The sequence below is a fragment of the Mongoliitalea daihaiensis genome, assembly GCF_021596945.1.
Taxonomy (GTDB): Bacteria; Bacteroidota; Bacteroidia; order Cytophagales; family Cyclobacteriaceae; genus Mongoliitalea; species Mongoliitalea daihaiensis.
The window spans coordinates 4,801,723-4,816,617 of sequence record NZ_CP063779.1 but is presented as its reverse complement, the minus strand read 5'-3'; the positions used below and the strand labels follow the sequence as shown (position 1 = coordinate 4,816,617).

At 40.7% G+C, this 14,895-nt stretch carries 9 protein-coding genes; 7 read left to right on the top strand and 2 right to left on the bottom strand.

Annotation, left to right across the window (positions count from 1 at the left end):
* The first annotated feature begins 451 nt into the window (after positions 1-451).
* From uxuA to xylA, 5 genes are all read left to right on the top strand, one after another.
* Positions 452-1,636: a mannonate dehydratase gene (uxuA, locus tag IPZ59_RS20220; protein ID WP_236137839.1), complete on the top strand. Its 1,185-nt coding sequence runs from the start codon at positions 452-454 to the stop codon at positions 1,634-1,636.
* A gap of 69 nt (positions 1,637-1,705) precedes the next feature.
* Positions 1,706-4,546: a glycosyl hydrolase 115 family protein gene (locus tag IPZ59_RS20215; protein WP_236137838.1), complete on the top strand. Its 2,841-nt coding sequence runs from the start codon at positions 1,706-1,708 to the stop codon at positions 4,544-4,546.
* Between the two features lie 27 nt (positions 4,547-4,573).
* Complete coding sequence (locus tag IPZ59_RS20210) at positions 4,574-6,217, top strand: sodium/sugar symporter (RefSeq protein ID WP_236137837.1); 1,644 nt, start codon at positions 4,574-4,576, stop codon at positions 6,215-6,217.
* A 10-nt stretch (positions 6,218-6,227) separates the two neighbouring features.
* Positions 6,228-7,724: a xylulokinase gene (locus tag IPZ59_RS20205; RefSeq protein ID WP_236137836.1), complete on the top strand. Its 1,497-nt coding sequence runs from the start codon at positions 6,228-6,230 to the stop codon at positions 7,722-7,724.
* A gap of 33 nt (positions 7,725-7,757) precedes the next feature.
* Positions 7,758-9,071, top strand: coding sequence for a xylose isomerase (gene xylA, locus IPZ59_RS20200; protein WP_236137835.1), 1,314 nt, complete (start codon positions 7,758-7,760; stop codon positions 9,069-9,071).
* Between the two features lie 145 nt (positions 9,072-9,216).
* Here xylA and IPZ59_RS20195 read toward each other — a convergent pair whose 3' ends face one another.
* Positions 9,217-10,308, bottom strand: a complete 1,092-nt coding sequence (locus IPZ59_RS20195; protein ID WP_236137834.1) for a glycoside hydrolase family 43 protein — start codon at positions 10,306-10,308, stop codon at positions 9,217-9,219.
* 266 nt (positions 10,309-10,574) lie between these two features.
* Here IPZ59_RS20195 and pta point away from each other — a divergent pair, with 266 nt between their 5' ends.
* Positions 10,575-12,671: a phosphate acetyltransferase gene (gene pta / locus IPZ59_RS20190; RefSeq protein WP_236137833.1), complete on the top strand. Its 2,097-nt coding sequence runs from the start codon at positions 10,575-10,577 to the stop codon at positions 12,669-12,671.
* A 9-nt stretch (positions 12,672-12,680) separates the two neighbouring features.
* On the top strand, positions 12,681-13,880 hold the full coding sequence (locus IPZ59_RS20185) for an acetate/propionate family kinase (RefSeq protein ID WP_236137832.1): 1,200 nt from the start codon (positions 12,681-12,683) through the stop codon (positions 13,878-13,880).
* 522 nt (positions 13,881-14,402) lie between these two features.
* On the opposite strand, the gene IPZ59_RS20180 is transcribed toward IPZ59_RS20185, so the two are convergent.
* Positions 14,403-14,795 carry a DUF302 domain-containing protein gene (locus IPZ59_RS20180; RefSeq protein WP_236137831.1) on the bottom strand — a complete coding sequence of 131 codons (393 nt, stop codon included), beginning with the start codon at positions 14,793-14,795 and terminating at the stop codon, positions 14,403-14,405.
* Positions 14,796-14,895: the final 100 nt, after the last annotated feature.

The following is a 14,895-nucleotide window of genomic DNA, read 5'->3' as shown; positions in this document are numbered from 1 at the left end:
TCGAAAATTTATTATAAAAGGCACCCATATTTTGAGGTTTACTCCCTTCTTCTAGATCTATCTACCATCAAAAATAATTTTTTTAAACCATGAAAACAAACTAGTTTGATGAAATCGATTGCGGATCAGCTTCTTTAGCTTAGGTCATTTTAATTGCTGGGTTTAATTGTAGAAAAATTTAAAATATAGCGCATTGAAATTTCGTTACTCCTAATTTTAATGCCTCAAACTTGAAAATAATGTAATTTTCACACTTAATTTATTTCCTGAATTGGCTAGAATTAATATTTTGAAATTTAGCACCTGATAGAATTAAATACCTATTTTTAAAATAAATCAAAATAAAATTTTTCATAAATCTTGATAAATAACTTTTAACCAAAACTTCTCTGAGAAAAATAAATGAAATCGGTTGCATTTTTCTAAAAATTACTCCAAGTTTATGGCATAAATGAAAAATAATCTAACTCAGTCTTTTCGTTGGTATGGCCCCAATGATCCTGTGTCCTTGAACAACATCAAGCAAGCAGGAGCTACCGGGATTGTATCAGCTTTGCACCATGTCCCTCATGGGGAGGTATGGTCCTATGAAGATATTATTCAACGAAAAAAGGAGATTTCTCAGCAAGGGTTGACATGGGAAGTTGTTGAGTCGCTTCCTGTGCATGAAGCAATAAAAACGAACAGTTTAGATGCTCCAAAATATCTAGAAAATTACAATAAAAGTCTGAAAAACCTTGCCCGCGCAGGATTGAGCACTGTTTGCTACAATTTCATGCCTGTCTTGGATTGGACAAGGACGGACCTAGCTTTTAGCTTGCCATCAGGTGCGAAAGCGCTTTATTTTGATTGGGCTGATCTGGCTTATTTTGATTGTTATCTATTAAAAAGGCCTGATGCTGTAAACAGCTATTCGCCCTCGGTGATGGCGATTCTTCAAAGCAGGTTAGCATCTTACACAAAAGAAAAGATAAAAGCATTGGAAGAGACCATCTGTATGGGAGTTCCGACAGAAGCGGCCATTAGCATTCCTGATCTTCATACAAGCTTGGAGGTTTACAATGCTATCGGTAAAGAAGGGCTCCAAGCTAACCTGCTCATGTTTTTGAATGCCATTGCAGATACTTGTGAAATGTATGGAATCCAGATGGTTATTCATCCAGATGATCCTCCTTACCCGATTCTTGGTTTACCCCGAATAGCCTCCTGTTTGGAAGACTTGCAGTGGATATTTGATAATCAACCCAAACCATTTAATGGACTTTGTCTCTGTACAGGTTCTTTAGGAGCTGGTTCATTCAATAATCTTCCAGAACTGACCCGCACCCTAGCAGACCGTATTCACTTTGTTCATTTACGAAATGTCAAACGAGATCATTTTGGAAATTTCTTTGAATCGGATCACCTCGATGGAGATGTAGATATGTTCGAAGTGATGAAAGAATTGGTACAAATCAATAACCTGAGATCAAAGCCTATTCCATTCAGACCGGATCATGGTCATCAAATGTTGGACGATCTTCAAAAAGAAACAAATCCTGGATACTCTGCAATCGGTAGGTTGAAAGGTTTAGCTGAATTGAGAGGGTTAGAACTTGGGATTGCTCGGATGTTAACTCCTATTACAGAATCTTAATTAAGAGAAGTCAAACAATGTAAGCCCATACGTATGTTCAATTTTATAAAATTTAAACAAATATCTTGTTTGTTTTTAGCATCTTTCCTTATCCATACTATTGGAATGGGACAGGTAGCACTTCCAAGTTTTGTGTCTGAATTTCCAAAAGCTAGTAGTTTTCCTTTAGTCTTAAATGAGGCGGCTTCCTTGTTGTATGATGGTACAGATGAAGGGATTGCTATGGGTGTCCAACATCTGCAGCAAGATATTTTAGCAGTTAGCGGAACAAAACCTACGGTTAAGGTATCCGCAGATGGAGAGCCATTTGCGGTGATTATTGGTCAAGTAGGGCACAGTGAACTCATAGATCGGCTGATTCAAAGCGGAAAAATTCAAGCATCTTCATTGTTAGGTATATGGGAAACCTTTCAGATTTTGACGGTGTCGCATCCTTTTCCAGGGATGGATCAAGCATTGGTGATTGTAGGGAGTGACAAGCGAGGAACGTTATTTGGTATCTATGAACTTTCGGAGCAAATCGGAGTCTCCCCTTGGTATTGGTGGGCGGATGTGCCAGTAAAGCAAAAAAGTAATATCTTCATTGACCATGGAACATACAGCAGAGGAACTCCCGCTGTCAAGTATCGTGGTATTTTTATCAATGATGAAGCACCTGCACTGGCAGGTTGGGCAACCAAAAAATACGGTGGATTCACGCATACTTTTTACGAAAAAGTGTTTGAATTGATACTTCGCCTGCGAGGAAATTATTTGTGGCCGGCAATGTGGGGAAGAGCCTTTTATGACGATGATCCAATGAATGGCCCCATGGCAGAGAAATATGGGATTGTGATCGGGACTTCTCACCACGAACCGCTTATGAGGGCTCATGTAGAGTGGGCAAGATATGGTGAGGGTGATTGGAATTATCAAACCAACAAAGCAATTCTTCAGGATTTTTGGAGAAAAGGTATGGAGCGGCAAGGGACCATGGAGGCTACTATTTCATTGGGAATGCGTGGGGATGGAGACGAACCCATGAGCGAAGAAAACAATATTGCCTTATTGGAAAGAATTATAGAGGATCAGCGTCAGATTATTGAAGAGATTACAGGAAAGCCTGCCTCTGAAACACCTCAATTTTGGGCACTTTACAAAGAAGTGCAAGATTACTATGATTTGGGTATGCGCGTGCCAGATGATGTGATGTTGTTGTTGTGCGATGATAATTGGGGTAATGTACGAAAACTACCGGCGATTGGAGCGGAGCCAAGAACTGGGGGCTATGGAATGTATTATCACTTTGACTATGTGGGAGGTCCTCGAAATTACAAGTGGTTAAACACCAATCCGCTTCCAAAAATATGGGAGCAGTTGAACCGTACCTATCAGCATGGAGTGGATCAATTGTGGGTAGTCAATGTAGGAGATATCAAGCCTATGGAGTTTCCTATTTCCTTTTTTCTAGACATGGCATGGAACCCATCAGCCTTTACCCCTTATTCGATCGAGCAATTTACCCGACAATGGGCAGCAAGTCAGTTTGGAGATGCTTTTGCTCCTCAGATAGCCCACTTGCTAGCAAAGTTTGGGAAAATGAGCGGGAGAATCAAACCCGAGCTATTGGATTGGAGAACCTACAGCCTCCATTATTATGAGGAAATGGCTAACGTTTCTCAAGAATGGATGGAGTTGGACTTGTTGGCTGCATTTGTCAAAGAGCAGTTGGATAGCTCTTATCACGATGCTTTTTTTCAATTGGTTGAACACCCCATCATAGCTTCAGCCAACGTACACAGATTGTATGAAAGTACAGCCAAAAACCATCTTTATGCGAAACAAGGGAGATCGCTTACTGCGAAGATGGCATCCCAAGTACAGGAGCTTTTTGATCGAGATGCTGAAATATCCCGCATTTACAATGAGGATATCGCAGATGGCAAATGGCCACACATGATGGATCAAACTAGAATTGGCTATACCTATTGGCAGCAACCTGAAGTAAACAAGATTCCTGAATTGAAAACAATCAATCTTCCCTCCAAAGGGAGTCTAGGTATTGCTCTTTCCGAATCAATGGATTTTTATCCCGAAAAGAAAAGCCTGACAAGCGTGATGCTTTCGCCTTTTGATTCACAGCCAGTAAGGCTAGAGGTATTTAATCGAGGAAAGTCACCTATTGAGGTTGCTATCAGTACACAAGAGCCTTGGGTTTTGGTAGATAATTTTAAAGGTACCATCCACGATCAGCTTGAGTTAACGGTAGCTATTGATTGGTCACAAGTACCGGTGGGGCAGCAATCAGCAGAATTAGAAGTGAGAAGTAACAAAGAGAAAGTAAGTATAACCTTGCCCTTGAGTCCACATAGAGTAGTTTCAGAAGGGTTTAAAGGCTTTGTGGAGGCTATGGGATATCTTGCTATGCCAGCAGATGCATTTACAGCCAAGATGGAAGTCAATCCAGTAAGATGGGAAATTATTCCTGATTTAGGTAAAACAGGAAACGCCATCATGGCTACGCCTGAAGTTTGGGCAACGGATGCTATCGATACACAAGGCAGCTATTTGGAGTATGAGGTATGGGTGCATCAGGAGGGAGTTTATGATGTGCATGTAGTGGCTAATCCTACATTGAATTACTTGAATCAAGAGGAAGGTTTGCGATACGGGATTGGTGTTAATGATGCTGATCCAATTCTTGTATCTCTTCATGCCCATGAAACCCATCAAACTTGGGAAAGCTGGGTGATTAAAAGTGCCAATGTAACCAAAAGTTCTCTGCCCTTTAATGCAGGGAAAAATAAATTGAGACTTTACATGGTCAATCCGGGTGTAGTGTTTCAGCGAATACTGGTCGATACTGGAAGTATGAAGTCTACTTTCTTAGGGCCTCCAGATAGTAAATTTGTTAGTACCAAAGCCAATTAAATAAACCTATTAAACCAATTACTTTACATGTTATTAGAACCTATTGATTTGATCGTTTTTATCGGGTATTGCTGCCTGATAGTCGGTCTTGGGCTATTTGTTTCTCGGGAGAAAAAAGGCCACGTGAAGGATTCCAAAGATTATTTCTTGGCGTCCAAAGCTCTGCCTTGGTGGGCTGTCGGGGCTTCCTTGATCGCTTCCAATATTTCTGCTGAGCAATTTATTGGAATGTCAGGCTCAGGATTTGCCTTGGGCTTAGCTATTTCTACCTATGAGTGGATGGCTGCCATCACCTTATTAGTAGTTGCGATTTTCTTTTTACCAGTATTTATGAAGAAAGGCATTTATACCATGCCAGGATTTTTGTTGGATCGATATGATGCACGTGTCCGGACAACCATGGCTATCTTTTGGTTGGCTCTGTACGTGTTTGTAAACTTGACCTCCGTCCTTTATCTCGGGGCCTTGAGTTTGAACACCATCATGAATGTACCGATGACTTATGGCATTGTGGGCTTAGCCTTGTTTGCCATGGTTTATTCTATTTATGGTGGATTGAAGGCAGTTGCATGGACAGATGTAGTTCAAGTGTTTTTTCTTGCTGCTGGAGGTTTGGCGACCACCTATATTGCGCTTACCATGGTAGGTGAAGGGAGTGCATGGGATGGAATCAGTTTGTTGAGAAAAGAAGTGCCTGGACATTTTTCGATGATTTTGTCCAAAGGAGAAATGATGATTCCAGATGGAAAAGGTGGCGTAAGGGATGCTTATTTGGATTTACCCGGCTTGAGTGTATTAGTAGGCGGAATGTGGATTGTGAATTTAAACTATTGGGGTTTCAACCAGTATATTACTCAGCGAGCATTAGCTGCTAAGAGTTTGGATGAAGCTCAAAAAGGGATGGTTTTTGCTGGTTTTTTAAAATTACTGATGCCTTTGATCGTAGTAATTCCAGGAATTGCGGCATTGGTGATTGTCAACAATGGCATAGACACCTCCTTTGTGGAATCCATGAAAGACCCTGTTACGGGATTAATTAAGTCAGACAGAGCATATCCTACACTTTTGCAATTATTACCGACCGGATTGAAGGGATTGGCATTTGCTGCACTTACAGCTGCGATTGTGTCCTCCCTTGCATCAATGGCCAACAGCACTTCGACCATTTTTACTATGGATATCTATAATAAATATATCAATAAAGGTGCAGCAGAGTCTAAACAGGTATTGGTAGGGAGAGTTACAGCGGCAGTTGCATTTATAGTTGCCGCAATCGTGGCGCCAGCATTGGGTCAATTGGATCAAGCATTTCAATTTATTCAAGAATACACAGGTTTTATAAGCCCAGGCGTATTTGCTATCTTTTTGTTGGGAGTCTTTTGGAAAAAGACTACTTCCAATGCAGCGCTTACCGGTGCCGCTTTGAGTATACCCCTTTCTGTAGTATTAAAGGTATGGTGGCCTGAGTTACCATTTTTGGATAGAATGGGTGTAGTATTCCTTTCTTTGGTTGGATTGATGGTACTCATAAGTTTAATTGAAGGCAAAGGAAAAGATCATCCAAATAGTATTGAAATAGGTAAAGATCTATTTAAGTCTAGCCCAGGGTTTAAAATTGGTGCCATGATTATAATTTTGATCACAACTGCTTTGTATATTTTATTTTGGTAAATAAGAAACTATGAGGAATCTTTTGTTAGGGTATGATTTAGGAAGTTCATCCGTAAAAGCGAGTCTTTTGGATGCGGATACTGGAAAGCTAGTGGCATCTGTTGGACTTCCTACAGAGGAAATGCCTATCAATGCCCCCCAAAATGATTGGGCGGAACAAGACCCCTTAATGTGGTGGGGTTATGTAGTGGACTGTACCAAAGAGTTGGTTCAAAAAGCAGGTATTCAAACTGGAGAGTTGAAAGCGATTGGTATTTCTTATCAAATGCACGGTTTAGTCATGGTTGACAAAGATCAGGAGGTCATCAGGCCTGCCATCATCTGGTGTGATAGTCGAGCAGTTTCGATTGGAAATACGGCATTTGATAAACTTGGAGCAGCCTATTGCTTGCCCCACTTATTGAATTCTCCAGGAAATTTTACAGCATCTAAGCTTCGATGGGTTAAGGAAAATGAGCCTTCGCTCTACGAGCGGATTTACAAAATCATGCTTCCAGGGGACTTTATAGCTATGAAGCTCAGTGGGGAAATTCTGACAACTGAAACCGGACTTTCTGAAGGGATTTTTTGGGATTATATCGAAGGTGCTGTTTCCAAAAGACTTCTAGATATTTACCAGATTGATCCTTCTATTCTGCCCGACTATGTGTCTTCTTTTGAGGTTTCTGGCCAAATCTCTAAGCATGCTTCTGAATTGTTAGGAATAGAAGCTGGAATACCGATCTGTTACAGGGCTGGAGATCAGCCAAACAATGCTTTTTCACTCAATGTATTAAAAGAAGGCGAGTTGGCAACTACCGCAGGCACTTCAGGGACCGTTTATGGAGTGAGTAAATCACCTTTGTTTGATCCTAAATCCAGGGTAAATACTTTTATCCATGTGAATCATACGCAAGAGGCTCCCAGCTATGGGGTATTGCTATGTGTCAACGGAACTGGAATCCTAAATTCTTGGACACGGAGGTTGATTGGAGGAGAGCAACTATCTTATCCTGCAATCAATGAGTTAGCTGCGCAAGCGCCCATTGGTGCAGATGATTTGAGCTTTATTCCGTTTGGGAATGGGGTGGAACGAATCATGGAAAATAAGCCTGTTGGAGCTAGCCTCATGGGACTTAATTTATTGAAACATGAGCGTTCCCATGTATTCCGTGCTACTCAGGAGGGGATTGTCTCAGCACTCACCTATGGTTTTGATATTATGAAAGGAATGGGACTTAATCTGCAAACAGTAAAAGCAGGGCATGCCAATATGTTTTTGAGTCCATTATTCCGCGAAGCTTTTGTGAATATGAATCAGGTTTCTCTCGAATTATACGATACGGATGGATCTCAAGGTGCAGCGAGAGGCGCAGGAATTGGACTTGGGTTTTATTCAAATCCGGAAGATGCGTTTCAAAGTTTAGAAAAAATCTCCTCATTAGAACCTCAAGCTTTTCTTGCCGATGCCTATCAAGAAGTGTATGAAACCTGGAAAAACAGATTAGCACAATTAATCAATAAATGAATCAAATAAAATTCTCAATAACCAATAATAGATATGTCTAAAACCTATTTCCCTACTATTGAAAAGATCCAATTTGAAGGCAGAGCTTCTCAAAATCCCTTAGCCTTCAAGTTTTATGATGAAAACCGAGTAATTGCCGGTAAGACCATGAAGGAGCATTTTAAGTTTGCTATTGCCTATTGGCATACCTTCTGCGCAACAGGTGCTGATCCATTTGGACCAGGTACGATGATTCACCCATGGGATTCAAGTGCTGATGCGGTGCAGCGGGCCAAAGATAAGATGGATGCCGCTTTTGAATTTTTTGTAAAAATTGGTGCTCCTTACTACTGCTTCCACGATATAGATTTAATTGATGAGGGTTCATCGATTGAAGAATATGAAGAACGTATGCGGATCATCACTGATTATGCTTTGCAAAAACAACAAGAAACTGGAGTGAAGCTATTATGGGGTACGGCGAATGTGTTCTCCAATCCTCGTTATATGAACGGTGCTTCTACTAATCCTGATTTCGATGTAGTTGCATGGGCTGGTACTCAAGTAAAGAATTCTATTGATGCAACCATTAAGTTGGGAGGAGAAAACTACGTGTTTTGGGGAGGTAGAGAGGGGTATATGTCTCTTTTAAATACGGATATGAAGCGTGAAACTTCCCATTTGGCACAATTCTTAACGATGGCTAGAGATTATGCGAGATCCAAAGGATTCAAAGGTAATTTCCTAATCGAACCTAAGCCTATGGAACCTACCAAGCATCAGTATGATTATGATGCTGCAACAGTAGTGGGTTTTTTGAGACAGCATGGACTGGATAAAGACTTTAAATTGAACTTGGAAGTGAACCATGCAACGCTCGCAGGCCATACCTTTCAGCATGAGCTTCAAGTAGCTGTCGATGCAGGTATGCTAGGAAGCATCGATGCCAACAGAGGTGACTACCAAAATGGATGGGATACTGATCAGTTTGCCATCAATTTGCAAGAATTGACGGAGTCTATGTTGGTGATCTTAGAAGGTGGAGGAATTGATGGAGGTGGAGTCAACTTTGATGCGAAAATACGAAGAAACTCTACCGATATGGATGATTTATTTCACGCACATATTGGGAGTATGGATGCTTTTGCTAGAGCAATGGTCATTGCAGATGAAATACTTCAAAAATCGGCCTATAAATCCTTGCGCCAAACACGCTATTCATCTTTTGATACGGGTAAAGGAAAGGATTACGAAGCAGGAAAATTAACGCTTGAAGATTTGCGAGCACATGCTTTAGCAGTGGGTGAACCAAAGAAAACGAGTGGCAAGCAAGAGCTGTTTGAGAATATTTTGAATCAGTTTATCTAAGGATAAAAAAATTAGTTACATAAAAAAGCCGGCTAAAATTAGCCGGCTTTTTTGTTACAAGTCACCCTTCACTTAACTGAAAGGGTTGAGGGGTTTTTTGGGATGAAGCAACTTGGTAAGTCTGAAAATATATCTCAAACTACTTTTACTCTAAAATTGGATTAATCGTTTCGATACTTCCATCTGCTTTGTGTGTAAGTTCGGTCATCTTGATGTTTCTCAAATACGTTTGACCTGAAAGCTCTGTATCATGGTAGAAAATGTACCACTTACCCTCTATTTCAACGATGGAATGATGGTTTGTCCAGCCTTGTACAGGATTTAAAATTACTCCCTGATAGGTAAATGGGCCATAAGGAGAATCTCCGGTTGCATAGGCAATTTTATGCGTGTTACCGGTAGAATAAGAGAAATAGTAAGTGTCATTATATTTATGAACCCAAGCTGCTTCAAAGAATCTCCGCTCATGATCACCGGCAGTGATCGGATTTCCATCTTTATCTTGAATCAAAATTGGGCGAGGTGATTCTCCAAACTCCAACATATTTGAACTTAGTTTGGCTACCATAGGACTGATAGCAGGTTCATCATCTGCAGGCTCATCATCGTAAGGAGAATCTCCAGTTGAAAGGTATTCGCCAGTCCTCCATTTTTGGAGTTGTCCACCCCAGATTCCTCCCCAATAGATGTAGTAGTCAGAACCTTCTTGAAAAACTGCAGGATCAATACTGAATGAACCTTTCATCGGTTCTGGCTGTGGAATAAATGGTCCTGTAGGACTATCACTTACAGCAACTCCTAGTCGGAAAATGTTGTCATAGTCTTTTGCTGGAAAATACAAATAATATTTACCGTCCTTATGAGCAGCATCAGGAGCCCAAAGCTGTCTTTTAGCCCAAGGAACATCGTCCACGTCTAGCGCTCTTCCATGGTCTACGGGTGTGGAGTTGATCTTGTCCATGCTGAATACATGGTAATCTCGCATGTTGAAGTGAGCTCCAGAATCGTCTTCTTCTACCTCCGATTGTACATCATGAGATGGATAAATGTAGATTTTCCCATCAAAGACATGCGCAGAAGGGTCTGCCGTATACATATGAGAGATCAAAGGTGTACTCAAAAATTTAATTTCAGCTGCCTCCTCTTGTTTTTCAGAAGAATTATTGGAGCTACAAGCAGCAAACAAAAATGGTGCTGATAGGAGCCAAGATAAGCTACTAGCTTTTGTTAGGTTCATAGGTTATTGTTTTTGGTTTGATAAGTTGATCCAAAAATAAAAGAAATGAAATCGGTTTCAAAATTAAAAAATGTAATTTTTACACTAAATTTCAACCATCTAATAGGTATTTTTTCTAGTTTGAATGGAGTGTATTTCCGAGAGTCTGCTTGGTTCTTAACAAATCAATTGAGAAATTACCATGACAAAGGTCATGTTTTGATAGGTTTTTAATCAAACAAAAGCCTGATCAGACTTTGTAATTTTGACCTATAAATTTCTCAACCATGAACTATAATAAAAGTGTTTTTATTGCCACTGCACAGCCTTTCAGCGGTAAGTCAATCATTGCTTTGGGTTTGGTAGATATGCTGCTAGCCAAAGGACAAAAGATAGGCTATTTTAAACCGATCATCAATCATAGTCCTGAAGTCAAGCGTGACTCCCATATTGAAACCTTGATGGACTACTTCAAACTCCCCTTGGATTATGATAAATGTTACGCTTTTACCCGTGAGCAAGCCAATACCTTAATAGAAAATGGCATGCAGGGGGAGATTATTGATACGATTATCGATAAATATAAAGGCCTGGAGTCTGATTATGATTTTACTATCATAGAAGGAAGTGACTTTTTGGGTGAAGGGACAGCATTCGAGTTTGACGCTAATATTGCCATTGCTAAAAATTTGGGTACTCCTGTTATTGCTGTAGTTTCTGGTGAAAATAAATCTCTTGCCCAAATTCTCAATTCAGCGGCAGTTACCGTCCAAAATTTCACTTCCAGAAAAGTTGACGTGTTGGCATTGGTTATCAATAAAGTGAAGGAAGAGGATGTTGAGGAGTTGAAAAAAGCGATAGGCAATCACATTCAATCAGCTATCAAGATTGCTATTATCCCTCGAATTATGGAGTTGAAAAGTCCTACCATGAATGAGGTGAAAAAGTACTTGGATGCTGATGTCTTATTTGGTGGAGAGTTTCTTCATAATCGCGTAGATCATTTCATCTTTGGGGCCATGCAGGTTTCTAATTTTTTGAACCACATCAAAAAAAATGTTCTCATAGTAGCTCCCGGAGATCGTGCTGATATTGTATTAGCCTCACTTCAAGCAAGTTTATCACAAAATTATCCGAAAATTGCCGGAATTGTGCTGACAGGAGGTTTTGAGTTAGCCGATTCTGTAATCAAACTGATTGAAGGTTCAGATGTGAACTTACCCATACTTTCTGTACAAGAACCCTCTTTTTATGCCGCTACCAAAGTATCGGGTATTCATTCCAAAATTTCTCCTGATAATCAGGCAAAAATTGAATCTGCTATCAATACTTTCCGCAAATACATAGATGTAGAGAGTCTGGAAACAGCCATGGCAAACTTTGTCCATGTTGGTATGACCCCGCGAATGTTTCAATACCAGTTGGTTAGTAAAGCACGAAGTAAGAAAAAGCATATAGTACTTCCAGAGGGTAAGGATGACCGAATCTTATTGGCAGCAGATCGATTGGTCAAGCAGGATATCGTTTATATTACTATTTTGGGTGATATAAAAGAAATGAAGGCTTCTATCAACCGCCTGGGATTGAGTCTTTCTGATGAAAATTGTCAACTCATCAACCCCATTGATTCAATTTATTTTGATGATTATGCCAATACCCTGTTTGAGTTGAGAAAAGGCAAGAATATGCCACTTGGCGTTGCTAGAGATTTGATGACAGATGTTGCCTATTTCGGCACGATGATGGTGTTCAAGGGACATGCAGATGGGATGGTTTCAGGTGCTGCCCATACCACAGCGCACACGATTCGCCCAGCACTCCAATTTGTGAAGACCAAGCCAGGGATTTCCTTGGTATCTTCCATATTTTTCATGAGTCTACCAGAGCGGGTTTTGGTGTTTGGAGATTGTGCCATTAATATAAACCCTAGCTCTGAAGAATTATCCGAAATCGCCATTTCTTCAGCAGATACAGCCAAAAGTTTTGGAATTGAGCCTAAAGTAGCCATGCTTTCGTATTCTTCCGGTGCTTCGGGTACAGGAGAAGATGTAGAAAAAGTAAGAAAAGCCACCGAGTTAATCAAGGAAAAACGACCGGATATTTTGGTCGAAGGCCCCATTCAATACGATGCGGCGGTAGACCCCTTGACAGGTCAACAGAAAATGCCAGGTTCACCTGTTGCAGGTAAGGCAACGGTACTGATTTTCCCTGATTTGAATACGGGTAACAATACATACAAGGCTGTACAGCGGGAAACAGGCGCCATGGCCATCGGCCCAATGCTTCAAGGGTTGAATAAGCCAGTCAATGATCTTAGTCGTGGTTGCACCGTAGACGATATTTTCAATACCGTGGTCATCACTTCCATCCAAGCACAAGAATAATAGAATGCTATGAAAATTTTAGTAATAAACTCAGGAAGCAGTTCACTCAAGTACCAATTATTTGATATGCCCCATGAGTCCCCACTTTGTATGGGGTTAGTAGATAGAATTGGTTTGGAGACAGGCAGTATTTCCCATAAAGTGTGGAAAGATGGAGAATTGCACACTTTTTCTATGCAAATGCCTATACCGAATCATGAGGTAGGCTTACAGCAAGTAACAACTTTGTTGGTGGATAGTGAAAAAGGAATATTGCAGGCTTTGGATGAGGTCAAAGCTATCGGACATCGGGTAGTCCATGGAGGAGAGGAATTTGCTTCCACCACCGTGATCGATGCACATGTCAAAGATAAAATTAAGGAACTATTTGCTTTGGCACCCTTGCATAATCCACCCAACTATATTGGAATTGAGGTTGCTGAAAAGGTTTTTCCAAATGCTACGCAAGTGGCAGTTTTTGATACGGCCTTTCATCAAACCATGCCAGCTCGAGCGTATCGCTATGCCATTCCTAAAGCATTGTACCAAGACAAAGGGATACGAGCATATGGTTTTCATGGGAGTAGCCACCAATATGTCAGTAAAAAGGCAGCAACGTATTTAGATGGTGCAGCATCCAAATTGATTGTAGTGCATCTAGGCAATGGCAGTAGTATTACTGCTGTCAAGGATGGACAATCGATTGATCACAGCATGGGGTTGGGCCCTATGGGTGGTTTGGTAATGGGGACCAGAGCTGGGGATATAGACCCATCGATTATCTTCCATTTAATCAATGAACGAGGTTATGCTGCCCAAGAAGTCAATGATATGCTCAATAAAAAGAGTGGTTTAGTAGGGCTTTGCGGCTACAGCGATATGCGGGATGTCAAAGAAGCAATTGCAAAGGGGGATTCCGATGCCGCATTGGCTTATGAAATCTATGCTTATCGAATTAAAAAATACATCGGGAGTTATGTGGCGGTCCTCAATGGTCTGGATGCACTGATTTTTACCGCGGGTATAGGTGAAAATGATGCAGAAATGCGCGCAGCAGCCTGTCAGGACTTGTCGTACTTAGGCATTGAATTGGATGCAGAGAAAAATTCTATCCGCAGTAGCGAGGTACGCGAAGTTCAAAAGAAAGGAAGTGCTGTGAAAATTCTGGTAATCCCTACCAATGAGGAGTTGGAGATTGGGCAGCAGACGTATGTGTTGGTTAATAATTAGATATTGGTGGATACTGGATATTGGGATATTTTGGGTGGAGAGATTTTATGGGATAGAGGGAGGAAATAAGGTGGAAATATTGTGGAAATAAATTGAAATAATGGTTGAGGGGTGCTGAAAACAATTTTTCTACAGCAGAAAATCTGTGCGAATCTGAGTCATCTGTGGACAGGAAGGATATTGGTGGATACTGGATATTGGGATATTTTGGGTGGAGAGATTTTTTGGGATAGAGAGAGGAAACAAGGTTGAAATATGGTGGAAATAATGGTTGAGAGGTGCTGAAAACAATTTTTCTACAGCAGAAAATCTGTGCGAATCTGAGTCATCTGTGGACAAGAAGGATATTGATGGATACTGGATATTGGGATATTAGGGATGGAGAGATTTTTGGGGTAGAAGGAGGAAAGAAGGTTGAAATATTGTGGAAATAAATTGAAATAATGGTTGAGGGGTGTTAAAACCAATTTTTCTACAGTAAAAAATCTGTGGAAATCCGTGTTTATCTGCTATTTATCTGTGTTAAAAAATCTTCTCAATCACCCGGGCTAGTTTTTCTTTCACATCGGCAGCTAGTGGCTCGATTTCAGTATTCCCAAGTCCTCCCATAGCAGCCAAAGGATCAATGGCAGCTACTTCTATGGTTTGATCATCAATGGATCGGAGGACTACATTACAGGGAAGCATCACACTCATACGAGGATCCAAACTCAGTACTTTATCGGCATAGACAGGATTGCATGCGCCTAGTATCAAAAAAGGGCGATAGTCTTTGTCTAGTTTCTTTTTCATGGTTGCCTGTATATCGATCTCAGTCAAAACGCCAAATCCTTCAGATTGTAAGGCTTCAGTGACCTTGGCTTTTGCAGCCTCAAAATTAGTTGCTGTAATGGTTTTGGAAATATAGTAGTTCATGCTGCTTTTAGTTTGAATAGTTGCTTCAATTTAACTGTTTGTTTTTAAACCCCAAGTGACTTGTGTTACCGACAATTATTTATGTGTAAGTCCCCGATTT

Coding starts and splice junctions, on each gene's coding strand:
- IPZ59_RS20210 (WP_236137837.1), top strand. CDS start 4,574: ATGTTATTAGAACCTATTGATTTGATCGTTTTTATCGGGTATTGCTGC.
- IPZ59_RS20205 (WP_236137836.1), top strand. CDS start 6,228: ATGAGGAATCTTTTGTTAGGGTATGATTTAGGAAGTTCATCCGTAAAA.
- IPZ59_RS20180 (WP_236137831.1), bottom strand. CDS start 14,795: ATGAACTACTATATTTCCAAAACCATTACAGCAACTAATTTTGAGGCT.
- IPZ59_RS20195 (WP_236137834.1), bottom strand. CDS start 10,308: ATGAACCTAACAAAAGCTAGTAGCTTATCTTGGCTCCTATCAGCACCA.
- IPZ59_RS20185 (WP_236137832.1), top strand. CDS start 12,681: ATGAAAATTTTAGTAATAAACTCAGGAAGCAGTTCACTCAAGTACCAA.
- uxuA (WP_236137839.1), top strand. CDS start 452: ATGAAAAATAATCTAACTCAGTCTTTTCGTTGGTATGGCCCCAATGAT.
- pta (WP_236137833.1), top strand. CDS start 10,575: ATGAACTATAATAAAAGTGTTTTTATTGCCACTGCACAGCCTTTCAGC.
- xylA (WP_236137835.1), top strand. CDS start 7,758: ATGTCTAAAACCTATTTCCCTACTATTGAAAAGATCCAATTTGAAGGC.